We start from the raw sequence: 25,569 nt of genomic DNA on the forward strand, positions 1-25,569 counted from the left end.
AAACAGCTTCGCGGACAAGGCTAGGCGCCCCGCCGCTCCCACAGGTTCACCGCTCGACCATGTAGGAGCGACGGGGGCGCCTAGCCTTGTCCGCGACAGCACTCGTCGGAGCGCCGTCGCTCACGCCTGCGGGCGCAGCCGGTTCGGGCTGAAATAACGCCGTCGTTCACGCCTGTTTGCGCGGCCAGATCAGGGTGAAACGGGCGCCGCCCAGGTGTTCGCTGCGGCTGATCTGGGCGCGGCCGCCGTGCCAGTAGATGATCCGCCGTACGATCGACAGGCCCAGGCCATGGCCGCCGGAGGCGCGGGTACGGCTGTCGTCCAGGCGCAGGAAGGGGTTGAAGATGCGCTCCCAGGCGTCTTCCGGTACGCCGGGGCCGTCGTCCTCGACATCCAGGCGGCAACGCTGTGCACCTACCTGATAACTCACCCGCACCCGCGATTCGGCATGGCGCATGGCGTTGCTCACCAGGTTCTGCATGGCGCGGTGCAGGTAGCGCAGTTCCGCCTCGACCAGCGCACCGCTGCCATCCAGGGCAGGCAGTGCCGGGCCGAGCTCGACCCGTATACCTGGGCGCAACGGCGCCAGTTCGTCGATCACCTGGTCGATCAGCTGAGCGAGATCAACCTGCTGGAAGTTCAGTGCCGGCGCACCCTGCTCCAGGCGCGCATAGGTCAGCATCTCGTCGACCAGCTTGTCGAGGTCCTGAATATCGCTGTCCATGCCATCCATGTATTTGCGCCGCGCCACTTCGCTCTCGGCATCGCCGATCATCTCCAGACCGAAGCGCAGGCGCGCCACGGGTGTGCGCAACTCGTGGGACACCGCCTGCACCATCTCGCGCTGAATACTCAGGGAACGCTGCAAATGCTCGGCCATGGCATTGAACGCCGCTGCCAGCCGCCCGACCGAATCCGTACCCCGAGTCGGCACCCGCGCATCCAGGCGGCCACTGGCGATCAGCGAAGCGGCGCCCTCCAGATCACCCAAGCGCTGCTCCAGCGGCCGCACCAGCAGGTAGACCGTCAAGCCGATCAAGCTCAGGCCCAGCACACCGATCAACACCAACAACTGCGCTGGATAGGGACTCATCTGGTACAGCGGGCCAATTTCCAGCACCCAATGCGTACCGACGATACCGGCGAACACATGGATGCTGTCGCCCCCCTTGCCCAGCGCCATCACCGTATCGCCCTCATCTACCCGCCGGCGCTGATCGGCGTCCAGAGCGGCCTGGTCGAGGCTGACCAAGCGCAGATCAAAGCCAAACTGCTTGGCCTGCTTCAGCTCGGCCAGGCGTTGCGGCTGCTCGTCCTGCGGCGCGCGGACCAGCTCATCGATCAACAGGTAAACGGTAGCGCGCAACAGTTGCTCACTGATCTGCTGCACCTCGCCGGTCAGCAATAGCGGTTGCTGCTTGCTGATCTGGCTATAGATGGTCGCTGCGTGGGGGCCGATCTGCTGCACCAGGACCTGCCCGCGCTGCAGGCGGTTACGGGCGCCACTGTCGAGGCTCGCATCAGGCAGCGCCTCAATAGCCAGGGGAATACCCAACAAACGCGTCCACAGCACCAGTGCACGGCGCCGCTCCAGATCGTTCATGGGCGCCAGGTTGTCGGCCATCAAGCGAAAGGTACCGCGCGCCAGGTCCTCGCGGTATTGCTCCGCGCGCACCTCGTTGACCAGGTGCAACGTACCGACGCCGAGCAGCGCCACCAACACCAGCACCGCCAGCATGCCGGCATAGATGCGCAGAAAGATCGAATTCATAGCAGCGCTTCGGCAGCCTCGGCGACGAACAGATAGCCCTTGTTGCGCACCGTCTTGATCATTCGCGGGTGCATGGGGTCATCGCCGATCTTGGGCCGTATCCGCGAAATACGCACATCGATGGAGCGATCCAGGCCGTCGTATTCGATCCCACGCAAGGCATTGAAGATCTCCTCGCGCGAGAGGATCCGCCCGGCATTCACCGTCAGCAGCCAGAGCAGATCAAACTCGGCGCTGGTCAGCTCGATGCCCTGCCCGCTCAGCCAGGCCTCACGCATTGCACTGTCGATCACCAGCCGACCAAACTCCAGGCGCCGCGTGCCTTCGCCTTCCGGCGCAGCCACGCCCTCACGCCGCCGCAGCAACGCGCGAATACGGGCCAGCAGCAACCGCGGGCGCACCGGCTTGCAGACATAATCGTCGGCGCCCATTTCCAGGCCCTGGACCTGGTCCATGTCGTCGGTACGGGCGGTCAACATCAGGATCGGCCCGTCGTACTGATCGCGCACCTTGCGGCAGATCGAAAACCCGTCCTCGCCCGGCAGCATCAGATCGAGAATCACCAGATCCGGCTGCTCTTTCAGAATCCGCGCTGCCGCCCGGCCGCCATCGCCCTCAATGCTCACTGCCAGGCCATTAGCCTGCAGGTAATCACGGGTCAACTCGGCCAGGCGCTGGTCGTCTTCGACAATAAGGATGTGCCAGGTGTCTTGCTGCTGCACGGCTGCCTCCAGGGACAGGTCAACGACGGCGAAAAGTCGCTGATTGTAGCAATGCAAAACCCCATGGCGCAGATCGGCGTGCGCCAGCGGCATGCTTAAAGAAGGTGACAACAGCATGCACCGCAGCGCGACCATCGCCAGGCAGCCGCAGCAGACGATAATCCTTGTCCGATCGGTCAGATGCACGTCACCCGGCGCACAGACACCCACTCTGCAAAGCCCCCGCGAGCATCTGCACAGAGCAGGCCAAAACGCCACAAAAAAAACTACATATTGTGTTTATGCAAAGAACTTCAAAACTCGCTCATGAACGCAAAAATAAACCTGCGACAACGACGAACGGTGCAACGTCGCCCACCCCAGCAGACACGCGGGTTTGCGTAAGTTACCCCAAGGTAACCCACAGCTTTATCCACAGGCTACGGGACTTGCCATCCCCCCAACACCGCACTATCTTGTATCTCCATCGAACTAAACACCTACATGTTGGGTTTTGACCGAAAAAACGGCACAAGCACAATTGCCCATAAACGGTCTAGACCCCAACCTGAATTGGTGAATAAAAACAACCTCGATGGCGGCCTCCGCACACGCGAAGCGGCCATTGCTCCAGCAGCGCAACGTGCCTGCAAGAGCCAGAATAACGGTAGGTAGCCCTTGCGCCCGACCACTACATCTAGTAATGCCGGCCACGGCCGACACAACACACGAAGCCAGGGAGGCGCTTTCATCTAAAGGGTATTTACACCGTTACGGGCGATAGCCAGCCCGGGGCGCGTAGCCAGGCGCAATTAGCCGAAACGCCGCATCGCCCCACAGGATTGAGCCCAGCAAATCGAACGCGCAGTCATGAGCAATCTGACCGGGCTCGCAAGCGAAGCAGGGTTCAAGCGATAACGTGTACATACCCCTCTCAGTCCCTTGCAGCCAGTTTGTAAGCCACCTGCCCCCAGCATCTGCTGCGTGCAGGCGATATTGAAATGGTGTTGAGCGGCAGTAGATCCACCGAAAGCGCCCGACTCGATAAATTACAGATCACGGAGACACGCCTACATGCATACCGACACCACTCGCGAGAACTCGAAGGCCCAAGCGCCACAGGCCAACGATGGCAACCTGGAGCTGAGCGCCACCGCGCCTGGCCAGTTGCGCGTGATCAAACGTAACGGCACCGTGGTGCCGTACACCGATGACAAGATCACCGTCGCCATCACCAAAGCGTTTCTCGCAGTAGAAGGCGGCGCCGCAGCCGCCTCGTCGCGTATCCATGAAACCGTCGAGCGCCTGACCGAACAAGTCAGCGCCACCTTCAAGCGCCGCATGCCATCGGGCGGCACTATCCACATCGAAGAAATCCAGGACCAGGTCGAACTGGCCCTGATGCGTGCCGGCGAGCAGAAAGTTGCCCGCGACTACGTGATCTACCGTGAATCGCGCAGCCAGGAACGCAAGCGCGGCGGCAGCGACGTCGCCCAGCCGCACCCGAGCCTGCGCGTCACCCACGCCGACGGCACAGTAGCGCCGCTGGACATGGGTCGCCTCAACACCATCGTCACCGAAGCCTGCGAAGGCCTGGCTGAAGTCGACGGCGCACTGATCCAGAAAGAAACCCTGAAAAACCTCTACGACGGCGTGGCCCAGAGCGACGTCAGCACCGCCCTGGTGATGACTGCCCGCACCCTGGTCGAGCGTGAGCCAAACTACAGCTACGTCACCGCCCGCCTGTTGATGGACAACATCCGCGCCGAAGGCCTGGGCTTTCTCGGTGTCGCCACCAGCGCCACCCACCACGAGATGGTCGACTTCTACGCCAAGGCCCTGCCGGCCTACATCGACAAAGGCGTCGAGCTGGAACTGCTCAACCCGATCCTGAAGACCTTCGACCTGGAAAAACTCGGCCAGGCGATCAACCACGAGCGCGACCAGCAGTTCACCTACCTGGGCCTGCAGACCCTCTACGACCGCTACTTCATTCACAAGGACGGCATCCGCTTCGAACTGCCGCAGATCTTCTTCATGCGCGTGGCCATGGGCCTGGCGATCGAAGAGAAGCAGAAAGAAGAACGCGCTATCGAGTTCTACAACCTGCTGTCCTCGTTCGACTACATGTCGTCCACCCCGACCCTGTTCAACGCCGGCACCCTGCGCCCGCAGCTGTCCTCGTGCTACCTGACCACCGTGCCGGACGACCTGGGCGGCATCTACGACGCCATCCGCGACAACGCCCTGCTGAGCAAATTCGCCGGCGGCCTTGGCAACGACTGGACCCCAGTGCGCTCACTCGGTGCCTACATCAAGGGCACCAACGGTAAATCCCAGGGCGTCGTGCCCTTCCTCAAGGTGGTCAACGACACCGCAGTTGCCGTCAACCAGGGTGGCAAACGCAAGGGCGCGGTCTGCGCGTACCTCGAAACCTGGCACATGGACATCGAAGAGTTCATCGAGCTGCGCAAGAACACCGGTGACGACCGCCGCCGCACCCACGACATGAACACCGCCAACTGGATCCCGGACCTGTTCATGAAGCGCGTGTTCGACGACGGCCAATGGACCCTGTTCAGCCCGAGCGAAGTACCAGACCTGCACGACCTGACCGGTAAAGCCTTCGAAGAGCGCTACGAGTACTACGAAGCCCTGACCCAGTACGGCGGCAAGATCAAGCTGTTCAAAACCATCCAGGCCAAAGACCTGTGGCGCAAGATGCTCAGCATGCTGTTTGAAACCGGCCACCCATGGCTGACCTTCAAGGACCCATGCAACCTGCGCAGCCCGCAGCAGCACGTCGGCGTGGTCCACAGCTCGAACCTGTGCACCGAGATCACCCTCAACACCAACGCCGACGAAATCGCCGTGTGCAACCTGGGCTCGGTCAACCTGCCCAACCACATCGTTGACGGCAAGCTCGACCGCGCCAAGCTCGAACGCACCATCAAGGTCGCCGTGCGCATGCTCGATAACGTCATCGACATCAACTACTACTCGGTGCCGCAAGCGAAGAACTCCAACTTCAAGCACCGCCCGGTCGGCCTCGGCATCATGGGTTTCCAGGACGCCTTGTACCTGCAGCACATCCCGTATGGCTCGGACGCGGCAGTCGACTTTGCCGATAAATCCATGGAAGCCGTCAGCTACTACGCCATCCAGGCCTCCTGTGACCTGGCCGACGAGCGCGGCAGCTACCAGACCTTCCAGGGTTCGCTGTGGAGCCAGGGCATCCTGCCGCTGGATTCGCAACAGATCCTCATCGAGCAACGCGGCCAGAAGTACATCGACGTCGACCTGACCGAGTCCCTCGACTGGGCGCCGGTACGTGCCCGTGTACAGAAAGGCATTCGTAACTCGAACATCATGGCCATCGCCCCGACTGCCACCATCGCCAACATCACCGGCGTGTCGCAGTCGATCGAACCGACCTACCAGAACCTCTACGTGAAATCGAACCTCTCGGGCGAATTCACCGTGATCAACCCCTACCTGGTACGCGACCTCAAAGCCCGCGGCCTGTGGGACTCGGTCATGATCAACGACCTCAAGTACTACGACGGTTCGGTGCAGCAGATCGAGCGCATCCCGCAGGAGTTGAAAGACCTCTACGCCACCGCGTTTGAAGTCGACACCAAGTGGATCGTCGACGCCGCCAGCCGCCGCCAGAAGTGGATCGACCAGGCGCAGTCGCTGAACCTGTACATCGCTGGTGCCTCGGGCAAGAAGCTCGACGTGACCTACCGCATGGCCTGGTACCGTGGCCTGAAAACCACCTACTACCTCCGCGCCTTGGCTGCCACCAGCACCGAGAAATCCACCGTCAACACCGGCAAGCTCAACGCCGTGTCCAGCGGTGGCAACGACGGCCTCAGCGCAGCACCGGTCAAAGCCCCGGAAATAGAAATGTCCGCCGGCCCAGCTCCAGTACCGAAAGCCTGCTCGATCGATGAACCAGACTGCGAGGCGTGTCAATAAGCGCGCGGATCTGAGCGGCGCGCGCGTTGTTGCCTGGTAGGTCGGCCCCCATCACATACAGTCGTATGCTCAGGGGCTCCAACCTACCAGGCGCCTAGCGCTCACTCGCTCAGCTACACGCTCCAAAGGTGACACGCTTTTTGTAGGAGGGGCCTTGGCCGCGAAACTACAGGCTCGAAGGGAGCAAAAAAGCCAACGCCGCACACGATCAGATTCGTAGGATGGGCCGCGCCGCGCAGGTTGAGCGCAGCGATACCCATCAATCTACTCAAGCAACACCGCCACTCCCCATGAATAACCACCCTCTCCCGCTCGCGGGAAAGAGTAAAGAGAACAAAGGGCGAGGCCAGCCACACCAGCCCCCCCCGACCAGCGGCACCCGTTTTCACCTTGCGCGTAAACCGCAACAGAACATACTCAAGATCACTGTATATCCACACAGGCCGGTTATTCCACCGACCCTGAAGCAGGAGCCAAGCCATGCTGAGCTGGGATGAATTTGACAAGGAAGACGGCGCCGAAGCCGTTGTAGCAAACAACGCCTCTGCCCAACTGGCAGACATGAACATCGACAAGCTCGACCAGGTCGGCGGTGCCGCCGCTGTTGAAGCGCGCGCTATCGCCGCTGACGACAGCGCCGCCGTGGCCCGCGCCAAGGCCGCCCTCGACCAGCTCGACATCGCCGAAGGCCTCGCCGAACTCGAAGGCGCCTCCGCCCGCGTCGCGGTCGACGAGAAGCGCATGATCAACTGCCGCGCCGACCTCAACCAGCTCGTACCCTTCAAGTACGACTGGGCCTGGCAGAAGTACCTGGATGGTTGCGCCAACCACTGGATGCCCCAGGAAGTGAACATGAACGCGGACATCGCGTTGTGGAAAACCCCTGACGGCCTGACCGACGACGAACGCCGCATCGTCATGCGCAACCTCGGCTTCTTCTCCACCGCCGACAGCCTGGTCGCCAACAACCTGGTGCTGGCCGTCTACCGCCTGATCACCAACCCCGAGTGCCGCCAGTACATCCTGCGCCAGGCCTTCGAAGAAGCGATCCACACCCACGCCTACCAGTACTGCATCGAATCGCTGGGCATGGACGAAGGCGCAATCTTCAACATGTACCACGAGATCCCGTCGGTCGCGAAAAAAGCCGCCTGGGGCCTCAAGTACACCCGTTCGATCTCCGACCCCAAGTTCGAAACCGGCACCGACGACACCGATAAAGAACTGCTGCGCAACCTGATCGCCTACTACTGCGTACTGGAAGGCATCTTCTTCTATTGCGGCTTCACCCAGATTCTCTCCATGGGCCGCCGTAACAAGATGACCGGCGTCGCCGAGCAGTTCCAGTACATCCTGCGCGACGAATCCATGCACCTGAACTTCGGCATCGACGTGATCAACCAGATCAAGATCGAAAACCCGCACCTGTGGGATGCCGCAATGAAGGACGAAGCCACCCAGATGATCCTGGAAGGCACCCAACTGGAAATCGAATACGCCCGCGACACCATGCCGCGCGGCGTCCTGGGCATGAACGCCGCGATGATGGAGGACTACCTCAAGTTCATCGCCAACCGCCGCCTGACCCAGATCGGCTTGAAGGAAGAGTACCCAGGCACCACTAACCCGTTCCCGTGGATGAGCGAAATCATGGACCTGAAGAAAGAGAAGAACTTCTTTGAGACGCGGGTTATCGAGTATCAGACGGGTGGGGCGTTGAGCTGGGATTGATTTCAGCCACCTGTCATTTTCATTAAGGCGTGAACCGTTTTCACTAAGCCGTGAAACGGTTCCGCTGACAGGCTGTCTTTTGCACCTTAAGTGTAAAGTTTTAGCAATATTATCGTCGTACTCAAAAACGAAAGCCCAAGCGAAAGCAAGGGCTTTTATTTTGCCCAACTGATGGGCGACTAAATGAAGCCTCGCCGCTATTCCATTGATAGCAACGCAGACCAGAAAGTGACGCGCGGCAATTTAAGCCGTTGTGAATGGGCGCATTAATTATCATAAACCGGGCAGTTTGATGTCGCAGTGAACAAAAAACCCGACCTTAGCGTCGGGTTTTTTGGTATTGGCCGCCACAACTCTTCAGATCGTAGGCTGAGCTACAGGCGTTAACGGCCGAGGCTGTGTAAAAACGCAAATTCTGTACGCTTTAGGGGGTGATTGACACCTTACCCAATAGGCGATCGTGGCGTATACGCGATTACAGGAGGTCGATTTTTGATCGGGTCGATTTCAAAGCACGTTTTTACACAGTCTGGGCCAAAAGCAGCCGCTCGAAGGAGCCTAGGAATCTATGGCCGATTCAGTAAGAAACGCTCATTTTCGCGTCCGCGAAAAATCTCAGGAAATTACGTATGACTCTACATTTGTAAATGGCCTATCTCCGCTTGAGCTGGCCGTGATAGCGTTTTTCCATGATCTACCATCAGTGAGGGAATACAGTGGACGTTCAGGCGGAGATTCGTACATGGCTACTAAAGCAAAATGACTGGCTACAAGAGGCCGCTGACAGGCTTCTGAAAAATGGAGAGCTGAGTCAGGTGGACTTTACAGCCTTGGTAGCCGTCCTCAAGACTCCAGCAGGCCAAAAACCTACCAAGCACCGCAGCTTCGTGGAGTTGACCAATAATCCAAAGGTAGGAGATGAGCTACGGCTAGTTCGAATCGCCGAGGTTGTCGGGATCGAAAATCTGGAGCCCCGCATTCCACTTGAATTTGGCAGCGCGAACCTCACCGTGATCTACGGCCACAATGGATCAGGTAAATCCAGCTATACCCGCATTCTAAAAAAGGTATCGGGCACGCCAAGGGCCGTTGACCTGAAAACCAACGTGTTCAAGGCCGCTCCGGCGCACAGCAAATGCAGTATCACCTCTCAGCTCAACGGCGTAGAGAGCCTGCATGAGTGGAGCGTAGAAGGCGACGCCGTCGACACACTGCGAGGCATCGATTCGACAGTGACATAGACATTATCTGACAGCTGAAAGCTCTGCGACCTATATCCCTCCCGTCATCGGTCTCTTTGAGAAGCTTGCTGCGGCGGTCGAAATGGTTCGGCAGACTCTGGAATCCGAGCAAGACAAGCTAGTCAGCGCATTACCCGTGCTCCCAGCGATCTACGGCACAACCCCCTCCAAGAAGCTGTATAGCGAACTCGGCAAGTTGTCCGGTGCTGAGCTTGAAACGGCCCTGCATTGGGCCGACGAAGACGAGCGTCGGCTTTTAGAGTTAGTGGAACGTCTCAAAACAGAAGACCCCTCCGCGCTGGCACAGCAGAAACGACGTACAAAGGCAGAGCTCGAAAAAATCATCAGTGCACTCCAGCAAGCGTCTACTGCTTTTGGGGTCGATAACATCCAGGCACTGCGCCAGCTCAGACAGGATGCAGCGTCCAAAAGACAAATTGCTGTCGACGGTGCCAAGGTAAAGTCATCCGCGCTTGAAGGGGTGGGTACCGCCACATGGTGTGCGATGTGGGAGGCTGCGAGGCTCTATTCCGCAACGCCACATCCGGAAAGTGCCTTTCCGGTAACTGCGGATTCACGGTGCGTGCTATGTCACCAAGAACTGTCTGAAGCTACGGACACCCTGATTCTGCACTTTCAGTCGAGTAGCAGCCCCCTTCGACACGTCACCGGTAATATGTCTTTCAACTGACAGCGCTCCATGGCTCCAACTCCGTACTGAAACGTCGCCCAGAACGGAACACCTGATCATGCCTGCATTCACGCAGGTGCCGACTGACGATGCAAAAATCCCTCTCCTGGCGCGAAGATGGGTGCAGATTCAGCTCAGATTTATGCTAGCCTGCGAACGCTTTGGATATAGATCCAAAGGTGCATCACAAGCTGTCAAGCCCCAAGGCGGTATCCCAAGTGTAACCACCCAGGGTGACCAGCAATGCGGCCAGCAGCCCTCGGATACTTATATTCATAGGTACTCCAAGTGTGACGCTGACACTATACGTCGATCCTAGCAATCGCGGCGAAATCGGAATTGGGTGACTGATACCGATTGGATAATGTGAGGAACATTTGAGTTTATCCGGCCAGGCGGCTGAGGATTGCCGCCATCCTATGCCTGGCCGGTTGGCTCAAACAAACAAGGATGTACTCTGATGCCAGAAAACTGGTACAAATCTCGGGGCTATCTGCACTTTGATCGCCCGATCAATCAGGCAGCGGCGCTAGACATAGTATTAAGCGCTAAGACTGTTTCTAAGCATGCCTTTTACCCGTTCATTCGCTATATCACCAAAACACAAAAAGTGTTTTTTGATAAAGGCCTCGGCAGGGTTACCAAAAAAGACCTGAAAGAACGGCCAATTTCATACGCCGCACACGTCGACAGCCATATTTATTCGTACTACTGCGAGCTACTGAACCAGGCCTACGAGGACCATCTGGCAAAGGTACCTTGGTCGTCTGCAATTCTGGCGTTCAGAGCGCTCAAGAAAAGCAATATCGATTTTGCTCGCGATGCCTTCCTGGATATTGCGGTGCGGGACTCCTGCTGCGTCATCGCCATCGACATCAAGGGCTTCTTTGACAACCTAGACCATGCGCAGCTGAAAAATGCCTGGCAGGCGCTCCTAGATACCAGCCAGTTGCCCGACGATCACTACGCAGTGTATCGATCCCTCACCAAGTATGCGTTCGTCTACAGGGATCAAGTCTACGAGGCGCTAGGGCTCTCCAAGAACAACCCCAAGCGAGGCCGCAAGAGAATTTGCGAGCCCCATGAGTTCCGGGCCAGGGTTCGTGATGGCGGTCTGATTGAAACCAACAAGGACAAAAAGGGTATCCCCCAAGGCTCCCCGATCAGCGCCATGCTGTCCAATGTGTACATGATGGGCTTCGATGAGCAGATTCATGATTATGTTGAATCCTGCGGCGGCTCCTACTATCGGTACTGCGATGATGTGATGCTGACTGTGCCACTGGAGAAGGAAGCAGAGGCCAAGACCCTAGTCGACCTATGCGTCAATGAGATTGGCTTGGAGATCCAGGCTGCCAAAACGGAAACCTGCAAATTCACACGCTCGGCCAAGGGCTTGAGGTCAGACCGACCGCTGCAATATCTGGGATTCATTTTTGATGGGACAAACATTTACCTACGCTCATCGTCATTAGCCCGCTACCAGGACCGTGTAAACAGAGGCATTTGGCTAGCGGGAAAAGGCATGGACAAGGTCAATGCCAAACGAATTTCCAAGGGGCAATTGCCTCGCTCGATGTTCCTAAAGAAGCTGTATAAGCAGTATTCCTATCTGGGTAGGAGAAACTTCATCTCTTATGGCTTTAGGGCAGCCAGAATCATGGACTCTCCATCGATCAGAAAGCAGCTCAAGCCGCACTGGAACAGACTCCGCGAACGCATTTCTGACGCCCAGGGCGAATGACTGCCTGTTGATGGACGATGCTGAGGGCAGTAAGCCAAACCTAGCCGTAGCTAGAACTCCACGCTCAAACTGCGGATGCCCACCGTCTCGCAAAGCCGCCCCAGTGCGGTCAGGCTCGCCCAGGTTCTGATCGGCTACCGGCGCGAGCGCACCGGCAACCAGAAACGACCGAGTCACGTACTCAAACTCCAGTAGCCCTAAACTCCCGCGCCGCGCCAGACTCGATCTGTGCCACTAGGGCGTCCTACTCCACCGCTTTTTTCATTTGTTTTGGACCCAACTGCCCGCTCTCAGACAGATCAGGCTAGTGTTCGAAATGCGCATCAACCAGCTGGACCACTTCTGGCCGACCAGAGGCCGGGGTGCTGGTGACCAGGCCTAAGAAGTAGTCACACCAGGCGCGACGTAGATAAGGGAGGCGATTGACCATAACGTCAAATTACACGCAGTGAATAAATCTCAACCACCTGCATTAGGCCTGAAGAAATATGGCTTCGGCGGAACAAACTGCTTACACATGCCCACAAGTGTGGGCAGTTTGTACGGCGAAATTTGAGGCCGTAAATGCCGACCTTTGTTCAGCGGCAGGTTAGCTTTCTTCTATTCACAAAGGACCGAAGTCGGAGCGATTGCAGCCAGTCGTAACAGGTAAAAATCGGCCAAGAGCAGCCATTTACCTGCTTCCAAAAGATCAGTTGCTTCAGCCTTCGCTTATGCATGCGGCTATCTGTATGATCGTGAAAAACAATGGAAGTAGAGATTAAAATATGGCGTATGAAGCTCAAATCAGCCGCAACAATCCGACCGCTTTCCTTTTCGTAGTTGACCAGTCTGGGTCTATGTCTGACAAGATGTCATCCGGCCGCAGCAAGGCAGAGTTCGTCGCGGACGCACTGAATCGGGCACTGATGAACCTCGTCACCCGTTGCACAAAATCAGAGGGAGTACGCGACTACTTTGAAGTCGGTGTACTCGGATATGGTGGGAGAGGTGTTAGTAACGGGTTCTCCGGTGCATTGGGCGGTCAAGTTCTGAATCCGATCTCTGCGTTAGAGCAGAGCCCGTCTCGTATTGAGGATCGCAAGCGTAAGATGGATGACGGTGCCGGAGGTATCATTGAAACCTCTGTCAAGTTTCCGATCTGGTTCGACCCGACGGCTAGTGGCGGCACGCCCATGCGTGAGGCTCTGACTCGGGCGGCTGAAGAGTTGGTCATCTGGTGTGATGCCCATCCAGATTGCTATCCACCAACCATCCTGCATGTGACTGATGGTGAGTCAACCGATGGGGATCCTGAAGAAATTGCGAGCCATCTGCGTCAAATTCGCACTAACGATGGTGAGGTTCTAATTCTGAACATCCATGTTAGTGCCCTGGGAAACGACCCTATTCGCTTCCCTTCCTCCGACGCTTCTCTCCCAGACGAATACGCCAAGATGCTATTCCGCATGTCCAGTGCTCTTCCCGAACACTTGATTCGCTTTGCTCAGGAAAAGGGGCATACGGTCGGCATTGAGTCACGAGGATTCATGTTTAACGCCGAGGCAGCCGAAATCGTCGACTTCTTCGATATCGGTACTCGCGCATCCCAGTTGCGCTGATTACCCAATGAAAATAGTGTTCGCAGGAGTTGTTCCGAAAGAACTAACTATTCCAGAATCTAACGAGGACAAGTTTTCCTTCTCGCATGACGGTCGGCGCCTTGCCTTGTGCGACGGTGCCAGCGAGTCCTTCGATTCCAAGCTTTGGGCCGAGGTGCTATCTACACTCTTTGTTGATGACCCAAAGGTTGGGTCTGATTGGGTTGCAATAGCTTTACGCAGCTATTCGGCGGTGTATGACCACGGGACAATGTCTTGGTCTAAACAGGCTGCTTTCGAACGCGGTAGCTTTGCTACGCTGCTAGGGGTTGAGGAGGATAGTACCCATAACTCTGTCGAGATTCTTGCCGTTGGGGACAGTGTGGCTTTGCTAATTTCTGGTGGGGAGCTAGTCCAGAGCTGGCCGTACTCAGACCCAGAGTGTTTTAAGCAGAGGCCCAATCTACTTGCAACCGTAAACACTCATAACAACTTCGTCGGACAATCTGGTTTCTGGACTGAACATGGAAAAACCTTCGATTTAGAGGGTTTAGATAATCCAATCCTTCTATGCATGACCGATGCATTAGGTGAGTGGGCGCTAAGACAAACTTTGCCGGGAGGAGAAGGCCTAAGTGAGCTGCTTAGCGTTTCATCCGAAGATGAGCTGATCACTTTGGTCGAACGAGAGCGAGCGGCCAAGCGCATGCGCGTTGACGATTCGACGTTGATCGTCCTTTCTTTCGTGAGGGAGTCGGAAGATGGCCTACCCCTCACTTGAACAGTACAACCTAGCATTTCAGCTCCACTCGAGACTTCTAAGCGATCCCGAGTTGCGAGCAGGTACAGTGGCGACCACTGGATTGGGTTTGCCGCTTGCGATAAGTGGCGGCTTTGCTCTGACTTACACCATAAATGCCGGCTCAAAAAAATATGCCGTGCGTTGTTTCCACCGGGAGTCCAAGGCCCTAGAGAAAAGGTACGACGCAATTTCGACGCGCCTTGCAAGCCTTCACTCTCCCTTTTTCCTAGATTTTCAGTTCCAACCGAAGGGTATCAGCGTCGAAGGGGCCAGCTACCCGATCGTCAAAATGGCTTGGGCAAGGGGGAAGACACTTGGTGAATTTCTTGAGGACAACAGGCATGATCGGCAAGCCCTCGCAAAGCTATCGTCATCTCTCGTAAAGCTCGCAGCGTTTCTTGAAAAAGAAAAAATTGCTCATGGCGACTTTCAAACTGGAAACCTCATGGTTTCAGATGGCGGTGCTACCGTCCAGTTGATCGACTACGACGGCATGTATGTCGACGGCATCAAAGCTCTTGGGAGCGCTGAGCTTGGCCACGTCAATTTTCAACATCCGCAGAGAAAGTCGGCTAATCCATTTGATCCGACGCTTGACCGCTTTTCCCTTATCTCTATCTGGCTGGCCCTAAAGGCATTGCAAGAAGATCCATCAATTTGGGATAAAACTAACTCTGAGGTAGATGCTGTTGTATTTCGCGCTAATGACTTCAGTGATCCGGGTGCGTCATCTGCTCTCGCCATAGTGTCCTCTCAAAAATCTCTAGAGGTTGACGCCAAAAATTTCGCTGCAATCTGTGCATCTCCGATGGTCAACTCTCCCTCGCTGGCCGACTTTATTGCAGGGCAGAGTATCCCTCTCCTTGCCTCGGTTATCAATATTACCGGACTGGCGCCGGCAGGCAGGTCGAAGCCTGGGTATATTAGTGCATACGAAGTCCTGCCTGCTTTAAATTATGAGGCCTGCTTTCGCCGGGTTGGCGACAAGGTTGAAGTGATCGGCAAGATTGTTGAAGTAAATTTCAATAAGGCGCGAAATGGCAAGCCATATATCTTTGTCAATTTTGGAAATTGGCGCGGTCGGATCTTTAAGATTTCGATTTGGAGCGAGGGGCTAGATGCTCTTCGTCCGCAGCCCGACACAACATGGGTTGGCAAGTGGATAAGTGTTGTAGGACTTATGGAGCCACCTTTCGTTAGCAACAAATACAAGTATTCGCACTTGTCGATTACTGTGACTACTGCCGGCCAATTGAACATTATCACTGAGGAAAATGCTCGCTGGCGTCTATCTGGTTCACGAGACGCCTCCGTGGCACCCTCTATCTCCTTGAATCGTGAAACCCTCGAAAGAATCACTGGCCGGCCATCACAAGCGGCAACTCCAGCGCCACCGGCACTCAGGGCCTCGTCTAACAAGGATATTTTGGACAAAATCAGGGCGACAACACAGCCGCCTCAAACTCAAACCACTATGCCGCAGCCGACGAGACGACCTACGCAGCCCCATTACGTTCGACCTCAACCTCCGCAGAAAAAGGGGGTCGTCACGAAAATTTTTGAATGGTTGTTCAGCTAACCAAGAAAAATATCATTATCTGGAATATGTTTGGCAACGTGGCCCTATTACAGTTTGAAGTTTCAAGTCCGCAAGGGGGCGGAAGCTGCCAGCCTCGGATAACCGGAAGCGACCCATTTCGGCCAGTGGCGACTGGCAGATACCGGCCAGTCGCCACTGGCAATGGACTTGCTCAGTGCTAATCGAGTAGTGTCTGACGCGAGTTTGCTTGCGCATCTTCACGAGCAACCGTGGTTTTCTATCCATGGTGCATAACTCCTTATACGGTCATCTGACCGCTGCAACGCCCGGACTAGACAGGGAAAGCAAAGAGGCCAAGGAATGTTATCCGTCAAGCCCGTGAAAGCGTTATTATTCTGGACCCTGAGCTGTCGCTGGCGAATGGCAGAAATCCGGTACTTGGAGCGGATGGATTGAACTGTTAGTGTGATTCGGCGGTAATCATTCCCGCTCAAAATTTATATTGCTATAAGGATATTGTAATGAAGAAGAAACTTGTTGCAGCGGTTTTAACGGCTGGAGTTGTAGTCGCGGGCACTGCATATGCACTCAACGCAAACCCTCGCGCTCATGAAATAACAAACTTCATGCCTGGACATTCTCATGTAGAGCATGGAACGCTTGGCGCCCCCCAGCATAGCGGTGGAACTGATTCGTCGGGCTGCCATAACGGTTCTGTTCCGTATCACTGCCACTAAAGTCTTAACACAGCCTCTTGCCTCTATAAGTGTCGTCGCATGAGGCTGTGTTTCTAGGAGTGAACCGCTCCGGGCTTCGCGGCGCTGCTTTTCGAATGAGCCACCCCTGTTCCTGTAGACATTTAATGACTGCTCCTGACCGAGGTTGTGTAAAAGCGTTTTCGAGTAGGTTTAATGGCCTGAATCGGAACAAAATCGCGCTCCTACGCAAATTTAAGGTCGACTGACTAACCAAGCATCGGCAGGATTAAAGTAGCAACGCAGACTTCGAGGCGGAGCCAGCGTTTTTACACACTCTGGGCCGGTTGCTACCTCCACACGACACCCTACAATGCGCACTCTTTCTAAGGCGCTCTCTTCCTCCATGACACGCTTCCTGACTGCAACCCTCGCCCTACTCTTCTCTATCACCGCTCTAGCAGAGCCACCCTCCACCTTCACAACAGCCAAGGTAGTGGCCAAGCAGAAGATTTTCTTCGATCGTGCGCAGAACGCAGATGGTGAACTCTATTGCGGCTGCAAGTGGAAATGGACTGGGGCGTCAGGCGGTAGGATCGATCCGAAGTCTTGCGGGTATGAAACTCGCAAGCAGCAGACACGAGCTGACCGCATTGAGTGGGAGCATATTGTGCCGGCCTGGGTGTTCGGCCATCAGCGTCAATGTTGGCAGAAAGGGGGACGTAAATACTGCGTAGCCGATGACCCCGTATTCAAGGCCATGGAAGCTGATCTGTTCAACCTATACCCTTCGGTAGGCGAAGTGAACGGCGACCGCAGCAACTACAAATACGGCATGGTAAGCGGTAGCGTTTCACAGTATGGCGCTTGCACCACCAGAGTGGACTTCCGTGGGCGAACAGCAGAGCCGCGGGATGCAGTGAAAGGCCTTGTCGCTCGGTCTACATTCTACATGTATGACCGCTACGGCCTGTCCATGTCCCGTCAGCAGCAGCAACTGCTTATGGCCTGGAATCGCCAGCATCCAGTCTCTGCCTGGGAGAAAAGCTGGGAAAGCCGAACAGCAGCGGTAATGGGCCACGGCAACCCATTTGTAACCGGTGAACGCCTCTGGGTCTTGGGCTACAAGCCCTCACGCGAAGGTCTCGTCACACAGCTTGTAGCTCGCAAGACAGCGCCAGCCATATCTCAACCAGTCGCTGCCAGCGGCGACATAATCGGCAATCGCAACAGCCACATCTACCACCTATCCAAAGGGTGCCCAAGCTACAATCAGGTAGCTGCCAAAAGCCGCGTCCCTTTCAGTAGTGAGGCCGAGGCGCAAGCGGCTGGCTATCGAAAAGCTGGCAACTGCCGCTGAATGATCGCGCCTACCAGTGGCTATTAAGGGTCGCGGTAGGGACGGCAGTTACCTGCCGCCCCCCGCACAGATCCGTACGTGCGGAACTACCGCATACGGCTCCTGCCTCGGGTATGTGACGCGAAGCGGTCTTCAGGGTACGGATGGGCATTTCTGGGTTTAGGTATGTAGAGGTCGGCGAGGCGACCGTAGCGTGACCATTGGAGCCTATTACGCTGACTGCGTCGTATGAGGGCTTGCCGCCATAGACGGCAAACCGCCGAACGAAAACCGCCAAGACGTATCAGGTTCCCCGGCACCGCGTGGTAGTTGAAGTAGCCTCTGACCACCCGGGTAAGCCACTGACCCACGACGTGAACAGACTCGTGACGTCGACGTTTCAGCTCATCCCGAATAGCCCGCAGCGTCGCACGAACTCGCTTCTTGACCGTCAATCAGTGCCACCAGGGTGTCCTACTCCACCGCCTTTTTCATTTGTTTTGGACCCAGCTGCCCGCTCTCAGACAGATCAGGCTAGTGTTCGAAATGCGCATCAACCAGCTGGACCACTTCTGGCCGATCAAAGGCCGGGGTGCTGGTGACCAGACCTAGGAAGTAGTCACGCCAGGCGCGACCTAGATAAGGGAGGCGATTGACCATAACGTCAAATTACGCGCAGGGCATAAAATAGGTGGCGGTTTGCCTTCAACCGATATGAATTGGTTCACTGCTCGCGTTACTATTCACATGATCACAAATAACGGACGTTGGTTCTGCTTTAGCAGGTCAAAGGAGTGAGTAATGCGCCTGAGGGCATGGTTCATCTTGTCGGCTTTGTTCTGGGCCTCGGCGCTACATGCTCAGGAGCTTAGTTGCCGGGTGGTTGCGTTGAGCGATGGCGATACCTTTACCTGCTTGGACGCTTTCAAGACCCAGCACAAGGTTCGTTTGGCGAACATCGACACTCCGGAAAAAGATCAACCTTACAGGGCTAAGTCGAAGCAAATCCTCAGCGGTCTTATTTTCGCCAAACAGGTGGTCGTCGACGCGCAAACGAAGGATCGCTATGGTCGCACTATTGCCCTGGTGACAACGGAAGGCCTCAACGTTAATCGTGAAATGGTTGAGCGCGGCGCCGCCTGGGTCTACCCCCATTATAACCAAGACCCTTCCTTGCCTGGCCTGGAACGCCAAGCTCAAGCCGCCTCGCGGGGCATCTGGGGGCTGCCCAAAGCTCAGATAATTGCACCCTGGGAATGGCGCAAGTTATGGCGGTCGCTTAACTCAGAGTTTTCAACCCGCAACTCGCGGCTCAAAGCTCGACAGCAGCCGTTGCAGGTGCCTGCGGCAAGCGTCTGTGCGGGCAAATGAGCGATTGTGCGGATGCCATGTTTCATCTTCAGCACTGCGGCGTCTCGTCCCTCGACCAGGATAGAGATGGGGTGCCCTGCGAAAGCCTCTGTCGATAAACCATCTCAACCTGTTGTGAGTTTAGGAATCCTGTAATGAAGGCATTTGGAAAGCTGTTTTCGTGGCTCTTTGTGTCACGTAAATCGACCGATGCAGAAGATCATCCAGACCTTGTTCCGTTGGTCTTTGAGGATTTGAAGAAAGAGTTAGACGTTGAGGTTGAGGCCAGAAAACTGGCGCGAGCGGGTTTGCCAGAGGCCGATGCTACAACCTTGTCGTTCCCTGAGAGGAAGATTATTCAGCGACTCGAAGCGGTGCGAGCTAACTATAATAAGTGGGCGCTGACCCGAGTAAACACCATTCACGAACAGCTTAACTCTTTTGATATCAACCTCTTAGTCAATCGCGCGAAGCAATATGGCGACGAATACAAACGTCTTGCCAATAAGGAAATCTCTGACGCTGAGGTAGAGCTGGGGCGTCGCCGCAACGCAGCGATTCGGCAACAGGACGAACTCGATAGCTTTTGTAAAGATAACAAGCTCAATCGTGAAGCTTACTATCCCAAGCCGTTAGCTAAGCTCGCTATGCTTTTAGTCGGACTCGCGCTTGTCGCTGGAGAAGGTTTTTTGAACGCCTTCTTCTTCGCTCAGGGAATGGACAGTGGTTTGGTTGGCGGTTTTACCCAAGCTATTATTTTGGCTGCCGTTAACTTCCTGATACCGGTGCTCTTGGGGTGCTTTCTCATTCCCAATGTAAACCACATTCATTCGGGGCGCCGCCTCATCGGCTATTTCGGCTTCTTCCTCGTCTTTCTTTTTATGGGGTACATGGCTCTCGGTATCGGACATTACCGAGAAGCCATGATCTTAGCTGTGGACGAACAGATCAATGCTACGGCGTTAGCTCTAGATAGCCTGCGAGCTACACCGCTTGGTCTGACCGATCTATCGTCTTGGCTGCTGTGTTTGATCAGCATCGTCTTCGCATTCATAGGCCTTCTGGAGGGTTACAAGCTGGATGATCCGTATCCGGGTTATGGCCGCTGTCACCGCAAGGCTCATGCAGTAATAACTGAGTACCACAACCTAGTTGAGCAATTGCGTGGGGAAATTACCGGGCTCAAGGAAATGTTGCTGGAATCTCTAGAGCATGATGTCGAGCGCGCCAAAGTCTGCGTGCTGGAGTTCGGCACACTAGTGGAAGACAAGGCATCTTGTGAACATCGTCTGAAGCTGAACATCAGTAAAGCGGAAAACATGCTTCACGCACTGATCAATGCATTCCGCGATGAAAATAAAATACACCGTAGCGGTGTTCCACGTCCTGCGTATTTCGACAGCATGCCGGCGTTACAACAGATAGAGCTGCCGATCTTTGATACCACCAGCGAATTGGCTAAGCATAAAAATCAAGAGTCTTTGCTAAATGAGCTTTTGTCCGATGTAGAGCGAGTTAGAGGGGCTATCCAATCGGCCTATGACAATCGCTTTGATCAGCTCAAAGCCATTCATCAGCAAATTTAGGAGTTGGGGATATGGCAAGTAAGTCTCGGTATATAACCAAGAATAAATACGCCAAAAAAAGTAGCAATGTAGGGGACTGGTTAAAGATCATCGCGGCAGTATTAGTTATCTTGGTTGCCATTGGTGTTGGGGGTTACCATTTCTACAATCAACCCAAGAGCGCCGATAAGGTTACGTTGTGCCCAGCAGATGGCCCGCTCGGACATGTGGTGGTACTGGTCGATAACACTGACCCTTACTCCTTTATTCAGCGCGAAGCATTTACTCAGGCACTGCGCTCGCTTAGTGACGAGGTGGTGCCGGAAGGCTATCTGTTGTCGGTGTTTTCGCTGGGGGAAAGCTTTGAGAATAATGCCAAGCCGCTCTTCGAGCGCTGCAACCCTGGTACCAGTGCTGGTAAGTCAGAATTGTCGGCGAATCTCAAGCGCATTGACCATCGCTATCAAGAGTCTTTCAAAGCGCCAATTCAAAGCCTCGAAGACTCGCTGCTATCTGACGCCTCAGCCAAATACTCTCCGATTTTTGAAATGATCCAGTTGGCCTCTATCAATGGATTTAGAAGTCATAATATTCAAGGCCCGCGTAGGCTCATTATCTTTTCGGACATGTTGCCCAATACCTCAGAATTTTCGATGTTCAGTGGTATTCCGGATTACAAAGTTTTTTCTAAAACCCATTATGGTGAGCGCAGTAAAACCGACCTGTCCGGGGTGCAAGTTGAGATTCAGTACCTAATGAAGTATCCAAAATTGCAAACCATGAAACAGTTGCATTTTTGGGAGTCGTATTTTGAGGAAGCGGGTGCACGGCTAACCCGTGTAAGCACAATGGAGGGTTAAGGCATGGCAGTCGAACTGGATGTCAAAAAGCTATTTGTGGCCGCCGTTAGTGTCAAGGTGATTTTCGCGGGGCTCAGCGTTACTCTCGGCAGCCCGTATATCTTTGGTTTAGCTTTGCCCTTGCTGGTGATGCTTGCCTATATTGGATTTGGATATTATCGACGGGACAATAGTGTTTCTGACGAGAAATTCGCGGATTCTTGCTATTACCTAGGTTTTATTTTCACTATTGCATCGATCATCGCCTCGCTGTTCGATCTCCACAATATTGGCTCTGGTCTAGGTGATGTGGCGGCGCGATTTGGTGCTGCCATGATTAGTACCTGCCTGGGGGTTATTGTCCGGGTGGTGCTCGTAAGCTTTCGCCAAAGCTCCGAAGATGCCTTGAGAAATGTTGAAGACACAGTGCTCAGCGCATCTCGGCGACTGACAGATGAGTTTTCTCGCTCATTTGACCAGTTGGTGGTGTTTCGCGGTGAGGCGATTGAGGCATCGCGCGTTGCGGTGGCGGGTGTGAAGCAACAAATTGATGAGATGGCAGAACTCCATAGGCAGCAGACAGAAAAATTCTTTACTGAGCTTACTGAGCATAACAAAGCGACAATTTTGAGCTTAGTTCAGGATATACGAACCGCATCTATGGGTTTGAGCCGTGTATTGGAGCAATACCAAGTTCAGGCAGGAGTCACCACTGGCAGTATTGATAACTCGTTAAAACAATTTATCAAGACCATAACGAATCGCTTGGCAGCGGTGGAATTCCCGCAAGACCTTTTCTCTAGCCGTTTGGCCGATCCAATTGCTCAACTGAATGGCAGCACAACCGAGGCCAGTAATAGTGTCAAATTGGTCTCCGAAAATATCAAAAATGCCGCTAAAAGTGTGTCTACAACCGTAGATAAAATTAACACCAAGGCAGAGTCACTTAGTGCGGTGCTGTCCAGTGCCCAGGCACTTTCTGCTGAGCAGCAAGAGTTGCTATTTGCAATGAAACGACAGCAGCAAGCGGTGATTGATCAGTTGCAAGCCTACCAAGATGAAATGCTGAAGGCATTTACCGGCCAGCAAGAGTCCATGCTTGGTAAGCTAAACGAGCAGACGACACTGATTTCAGGTACACAAATTGTGCTGGATAAGCTCGTTGAACGTATTAGTCAAAGTCGTGACGTTGAAGTTGAAGTTCGCACGGCTTGGATGGGAATTACTCAGGTAGCCCGAGATATGGGCGAAGTAGTCAAGGGCTCAATGGAAAAATTGACTCCGGCGATTGTTTCGCTGGAAGACAGCGCCAAGCAATCTTCCAATGATGCCAAGCTTGCCTTTTCTTCTGTTGACTCGCTGGGTGGGTTGATGGGGCAGTTAATTGAGGTCAATAAAACTCAATTGGCGCAAGAGGTCGACACAACAGAAAAGCTGCAAGGTATTGCTGAAATTAATAATCAGATCCAGTTGCTCAATACTCATTTTCAGCAATTTCTGGCGCGGGAATTACAGCAACCGCTCCGAGACGAGGTTGCTGTGAATAGCCAGGAGGCGGAGCCTATGTTCCAGAATATTGAATCAGCCTCGTCTCTAGTAGCGGGCTAAGAATCAGCCATGGCGGATAAAAACGATCAAATCTTTCAGCTATCGCTGACGGAAATTGCCTTTATTCTGGTCTTTATTTTGATGTTCCTGTTAGGTTCAATGGTTGTCCAGGAACATCAAAAGAATCAGCTTTTGTTAGAGCAGTTAAACGCATTTCCTGAGATAGAGCAAAAGCAAGCCGATCTTCAAAAAGCCTCTCAACTCCTTGAGCAAACATTGGTTGGTAATAATATTGATAATCCTGAAGAGGTGATCAAGAGTCTAGTAGAGTCAGCTCAAAATCAAGAAGAAATTGTTAGGCTGAAAAAGCAGGTAGTGGATCATGAGAACAAGATCACTGCGCTGAGCGAAGTACAAAAAGTCATCGACGAGACGGCTAAAGGGCAAGGTGACGGCGCTCTGATTCAGCAGCGCATTGAACAAGCGCTGGCCTTGACCAAGGAGATCAAAGAGCAGCTACAAGAAAATCTCGAAAAGACAGAAGAAAAAGCGCTCTTCGAGGATCCAGGCTTCGTTGCTAAGACTGCAAAACAGCAGCTCGCTGATAAGGCAAAAATCGATGATATCTTTACTGATGATCCGCTGTTGGCAGCCTTAGCGGGTGACGCTCCAAGGCAGAAGCTTGAAAGCCTTATCAAGGAGTATCGAGAGATCGATACCCTTAAAAAGGAAGGGTCTAATCCTGTCGTGGTTAGAAAAGAAAATTCTGACTTAAAAGGTCAAATCCAGTTCTTGAAGAACAAGCTGGAAGCCAAGGGTGGGCTGGACTTCCCACCTTGCTGGGCTGACGAGCAAGGCAAGATTCAATATCTCTTGAATGTTGAGCTTCATGAAAACGAATTGAATGTAAGTCGAGCCTGGCCAGATAGTCGCGATGGTGATGCGCAGTCTCTGCCGAACATCAGTACTATCATGGCGAACGCCAAACCCAATTATTCTGCCTTTCTAAGAGGAGTAAAGCCCATTTCTGATCTGAGCCGAAAATTGAATTGCCGTCATTATGTTCGTATTAAGAACATGATTCCAGATGCGGTGACCTCTGATCGTAGAAGGCTCTCTATTGAAGATTACTTCTATAAATTAGAAGTACGTCGTTAATGATAAACATGGCCTTTACTCCCTACCGTGGATAGGGTGTCCGCTAATGTCAACGCCCTGCTTCGGCGTAACGCATGCACATATCAGGGAAAATGCGCTGGGCCGCTTCAAAGATGGTCATCGGATTCGGACCTCGGATGTAGTGAGAATTGAGCTCAGCCAAGGCTATTGGAGCGTGTACACACAGAGTGGCAGTCACTACGTGATCGCTACCTTCAGCCGGAATGGAGGGCGGCAGTCGCTCGATACATTCCTGGCACTCCAGAAGCGCGTCACTCATGACACGCATTACCGGTTTCACTAGTCGGAGCAGTGCAGCGCACGTGACCAAGTCAGTGCAGCGTCGAATTCTCGTCAAGATTTAAGAGCATCACCATAAGCCGCAACGGCCGCGCACCAGCAAACTTGCGCCTAAGCGGGCCACGCCTGCAATCGGCCACTGAATAAAGCCTCACAGGCATATTGAGCAGCTCCTCAAGATCCAACACCAAGCCCAGCAAGCTTTCGCGCTTGTGGCGCCCTGTAATCAGCTCAATCCCAGGCTCTTGTGCTCCATCCGATAACCAAGAACTGACCAAAAAAACCTCCTCATCGGAAACCAGGAGGTTTCGAACGTCTGCGTAGTTCTGAAGCAAGGCTGCTCGTTCACTGGGCCAAGACATGCGATCACCTATCAAGATGGGTAGAGCTGCGAAAGAAATACGCACTTATCCAAAAATCACACATTGCACACCTTGTCAAACACTGAATTTTATGGTATAGTCCTCAACGCAGCCTGGCTCACACCGTCAAGCAAAAAAACAACGCAGAATGGTACTAACTGACATGACCCACCCACTCCTCAATTCTCGATTACAACCCTCCCCCGGTCGCTAAAAGCGATATCTCTGCTTGCGCTACGCATATGTAGCCTGATAACCGCGAGCACACTTGAATTCAATGTAGTAATCAACACGAGCGGCAGTCCGCTTGTCGGATTTTTATGCGTGCAATATTCAATATATTAAATATTAATTTAATTAAAACGGAAAATTCTAGCAGCTAAGTTGTTGATTTTATTAGCACTGAAAATTCACGTCAATATCATTTTCCAAAATAAGAAAAACTCATGATTAAGTTACCTAGCTCCCCCTAGCAGCAAGCTTGACAGGCAGTGCACTTAGCACCAGCCTACGTATACACACAGGAGTTAATCATCCTGAATTCAACTCATAAGTGCAACGCTCACCCCTGCATACACTTCGTACGGTGTCTTCCAGCCCAAGCGTTTGCGTGGTCGTAAATTGATCTTCG

Annotated in this window: 20 protein-coding genes; 16 read left to right on the forward strand and 4 right to left on the reverse strand. The window is 54.1% G+C overall.

Features of this window, described 5'->3' with window-relative positions; translation table 11 throughout:
• Nucleotides 1-166: 166 nt before the first annotated feature.
• Together Q8K09_RS06270 and Q8K09_RS06275 are read right to left on the reverse strand one after the other, a co-directional pair.
• Entirely contained in the window at nt 167-1,771 is a 1,605-nt protein-coding gene (locus Q8K09_RS06270) for an ATP-binding protein (protein ID WP_305254108.1), read from the reverse strand.
• Nucleotides 1,768-2,493 (reverse strand): response regulator, encoded by a 726-nt coding sequence (locus tag Q8K09_RS06275; protein ID WP_305254109.1) that lies wholly within the window; start codon nt 2,491-2,493, stop codon nt 1,768-1,770. Before Q8K09_RS06275 ends, Q8K09_RS06270 begins: the two co-directional genes overlap by 4 nt.
• Before the next feature lie 1,053 nt (nt 2,494-3,546).
• Between Q8K09_RS06275 and Q8K09_RS06280 the strand changes: the two genes are divergently transcribed.
• From Q8K09_RS06280 to Q8K09_RS06330, 10 genes are all read left to right on the forward strand, one after another.
• Entirely contained in the window at nt 3,547-6,453 is a 2,907-nt protein-coding gene (locus Q8K09_RS06280) for a ribonucleoside-diphosphate reductase subunit alpha (protein ID WP_305254110.1), read from the forward strand.
• Between the two features lie 480 nt (nt 6,454-6,933).
• On the forward strand, nt 6,934-8,184 hold the full coding sequence (locus Q8K09_RS06285; protein WP_305254111.1) for a ribonucleotide-diphosphate reductase subunit beta: 1,251 nt from the start codon (nt 6,934-6,936) through the stop codon (nt 8,182-8,184).
• Nucleotides 8,185-8,900: 716 nt separating this feature from the next.
• Nucleotides 8,901-9,425 (forward strand): hypothetical protein, encoded by a 525-nt coding sequence (locus Q8K09_RS06290; RefSeq protein WP_305254112.1) that lies wholly within the window; start codon nt 8,901-8,903, stop codon nt 9,423-9,425.
• 82 nt (nt 9,426-9,507) lie between these two features.
• Nucleotides 9,508-10,116 (forward strand): hypothetical protein, encoded by a 609-nt coding sequence (locus Q8K09_RS06295; protein WP_305254113.1) that lies wholly within the window; start codon nt 9,508-9,510, stop codon nt 10,114-10,116.
• A gap of 460 nt (nt 10,117-10,576) precedes the next feature.
• Nucleotides 10,577-11,860 carry an antiviral reverse transcriptase Drt2 gene (drt2, locus tag Q8K09_RS06300; protein ID WP_305254114.1) on the forward strand — a complete coding sequence of 428 codons (1,284 nt, stop codon included), beginning with the start codon at nt 10,577-10,579 and terminating at the stop codon, nt 11,858-11,860.
• A 767-nt stretch (nt 11,861-12,627) separates the two neighbouring features.
• A complete protein-coding gene (locus Q8K09_RS06310) occupies nt 12,628-13,461 on the forward strand; it encodes a vWA domain-containing protein (protein ID WP_305254115.1) in 834 nt (277 codons plus the stop codon).
• Nucleotides 13,462-13,468: 7 nt separating this feature from the next.
• Nucleotides 13,469-14,221, forward strand: a complete 753-nt coding sequence (locus Q8K09_RS06315) for a hypothetical protein (protein ID WP_305254116.1) — start codon at nt 13,469-13,471, stop codon at nt 14,219-14,221.
• Nucleotides 14,202-15,821, forward strand: a complete 1,620-nt coding sequence (locus Q8K09_RS06320; protein WP_305254117.1) for a protein kinase family protein — start codon at nt 14,202-14,204, stop codon at nt 15,819-15,821. Before Q8K09_RS06315 ends, Q8K09_RS06320 begins: the two co-directional genes overlap by 20 nt.
• Nucleotides 15,822-16,303: 482 nt before the next feature.
• A complete protein-coding gene (locus Q8K09_RS06325) occupies nt 16,304-16,519 on the forward strand; it encodes a hypothetical protein (RefSeq protein WP_305254118.1) in 216 nt (71 codons plus the stop codon).
• Nucleotides 16,520-16,883: 364 nt separating this feature from the next.
• Nucleotides 16,884-17,837 carry an endonuclease gene (locus tag Q8K09_RS06330; RefSeq protein ID WP_305254120.1) on the forward strand — a complete coding sequence of 318 codons (954 nt, stop codon included), beginning with the start codon at nt 16,884-16,886 and terminating at the stop codon, nt 17,835-17,837.
• Between the two features lie 513 nt (nt 17,838-18,350).
• Here the strand turns inward: Q8K09_RS06330 and Q8K09_RS06335 are convergent.
• Entirely contained in the window at nt 18,351-18,476 is a 126-nt protein-coding gene (locus tag Q8K09_RS06335) for a hypothetical protein (protein WP_305254121.1), read from the reverse strand.
• Between the two features lie 141 nt (nt 18,477-18,617).
• Here Q8K09_RS06335 and Q8K09_RS06340 point away from each other — a divergent pair, with 141 nt between their 5' ends.
• From Q8K09_RS06340 to Q8K09_RS06360, 6 genes are read left to right on the forward strand one after another with little or no spacing between them, the layout of a single operon-like run.
• Nucleotides 18,618-19,187: a thermonuclease family protein gene (locus Q8K09_RS06340; RefSeq protein ID WP_305254122.1), complete on the forward strand. Its 570-nt coding sequence runs from the start codon at nt 18,618-18,620 to the stop codon at nt 19,185-19,187.
• A gap of 17 nt (nt 19,188-19,204) precedes the next feature.
• A complete protein-coding gene (locus Q8K09_RS21250) occupies nt 19,205-19,285 on the forward strand; it encodes an excalibur calcium-binding domain-containing protein (protein ID WP_370869493.1) in 81 nt (26 codons plus the stop codon).
• A gap of 36 nt (nt 19,286-19,321) precedes the next feature.
• Complete coding sequence (locus tag Q8K09_RS06345; RefSeq protein WP_305254123.1) at nt 19,322-20,752, forward strand: hypothetical protein; 1,431 nt, start codon at nt 19,322-19,324, stop codon at nt 20,750-20,752.
• A gap of 11 nt (nt 20,753-20,763) precedes the next feature.
• Nucleotides 20,764-21,591 (forward strand): hypothetical protein, encoded by an 828-nt coding sequence (locus Q8K09_RS06350; protein ID WP_305254124.1) that lies wholly within the window; start codon nt 20,764-20,766, stop codon nt 21,589-21,591.
• 3 nt (nt 21,592-21,594) lie between these two features.
• Nucleotides 21,595-23,178, forward strand: coding sequence for a hypothetical protein (locus Q8K09_RS06355; RefSeq protein WP_305254125.1), 1,584 nt, complete (start codon nt 21,595-21,597; stop codon nt 23,176-23,178).
• Between the two features lie 9 nt (nt 23,179-23,187).
• Entirely contained in the window at nt 23,188-24,276 is a 1,089-nt protein-coding gene (locus Q8K09_RS06360; RefSeq protein ID WP_305254126.1) for a hypothetical protein, read from the forward strand.
• Between the two features lie 332 nt (nt 24,277-24,608).
• Here the strand turns inward: Q8K09_RS06360 and Q8K09_RS06365 are convergent, their stop codons facing one another.
• Complete coding sequence (locus Q8K09_RS06365; protein WP_305254127.1) at nt 24,609-24,911, reverse strand: hypothetical protein; 303 nt, start codon at nt 24,909-24,911, stop codon at nt 24,609-24,611.
• Nucleotides 24,912-25,569 lie beyond the last annotated feature (658 nt).

Origin of the sequence: Pseudomonas sp., assembly GCF_030683065.1 — a bacterium.
Taxonomy (GTDB): Bacteria; Pseudomonadota; Gammaproteobacteria; order Pseudomonadales; family Pseudomonadaceae; genus Aquipseudomonas.

Bases quoted from the DNA above. Each gene is read 5' to 3' on its own strand.
- Q8K09_RS06280 (WP_305254110.1), top strand. From the start codon at position 3,547: ATGCATACCGACACCACTCGCGAGAACTCGAAGGCCCAAGCGCCACAG.
- Q8K09_RS06325 (WP_305254118.1), top strand. From the start codon at position 16,304: ATGAAGAAGAAACTTGTTGCAGCGGTTTTAACGGCTGGAGTTGTAGTC.
- Q8K09_RS06345 (WP_305254123.1), top strand. From the start codon at position 19,322: ATGAAGGCATTTGGAAAGCTGTTTTCGTGGCTCTTTGTGTCACGTAAA.
- Q8K09_RS06320 (WP_305254117.1), top strand. From the start codon at position 14,202: ATGGCCTACCCCTCACTTGAACAGTACAACCTAGCATTTCAGCTCCAC.
- Q8K09_RS06360 (WP_305254126.1), top strand. From the start codon at position 23,188: ATGGCGGATAAAAACGATCAAATCTTTCAGCTATCGCTGACGGAAATT.
- Q8K09_RS06335 (WP_305254121.1), bottom strand. From the start codon at position 18,476: ATGGTCAATCGCCTCCCTTATCTAGGTCGCGCCTGGCGTGACTACTTC.
- Q8K09_RS06355 (WP_305254125.1), top strand. From the start codon at position 21,595: ATGGCAGTCGAACTGGATGTCAAAAAGCTATTTGTGGCCGCCGTTAGT.
- Q8K09_RS06285 (WP_305254111.1), top strand. From the start codon at position 6,934: ATGCTGAGCTGGGATGAATTTGACAAGGAAGACGGCGCCGAAGCCGTT.
- Q8K09_RS06270 (WP_305254108.1), bottom strand. From the start codon at position 1,771: ATGAATTCGATCTTTCTGCGCATCTATGCCGGCATGCTGGCGGTGCTG.
- Q8K09_RS06315 (WP_305254116.1), top strand. From the start codon at position 13,469: ATGAAAATAGTGTTCGCAGGAGTTGTTCCGAAAGAACTAACTATTCCA.
- Q8K09_RS06295 (WP_305254113.1), top strand. From the start codon at position 9,508: ATGGTTCGGCAGACTCTGGAATCCGAGCAAGACAAGCTAGTCAGCGCA.
- Q8K09_RS06340 (WP_305254122.1), top strand. From the start codon at position 18,618: ATGCGCCTGAGGGCATGGTTCATCTTGTCGGCTTTGTTCTGGGCCTCG.
- Q8K09_RS06330 (WP_305254120.1), top strand. From the start codon at position 16,884: ATGACACGCTTCCTGACTGCAACCCTCGCCCTACTCTTCTCTATCACC.
- Q8K09_RS06350 (WP_305254124.1), top strand. From the start codon at position 20,764: ATGGCAAGTAAGTCTCGGTATATAACCAAGAATAAATACGCCAAAAAA.
- Q8K09_RS06310 (WP_305254115.1), top strand. From the start codon at position 12,628: ATGGCGTATGAAGCTCAAATCAGCCGCAACAATCCGACCGCTTTCCTT.
- drt2 (WP_305254114.1), top strand. From the start codon at position 10,577: ATGCCAGAAAACTGGTACAAATCTCGGGGCTATCTGCACTTTGATCGC.
- Q8K09_RS21250 (WP_370869493.1), top strand. From the start codon at position 19,205: ATGTTTCATCTTCAGCACTGCGGCGTCTCGTCCCTCGACCAGGATAGA.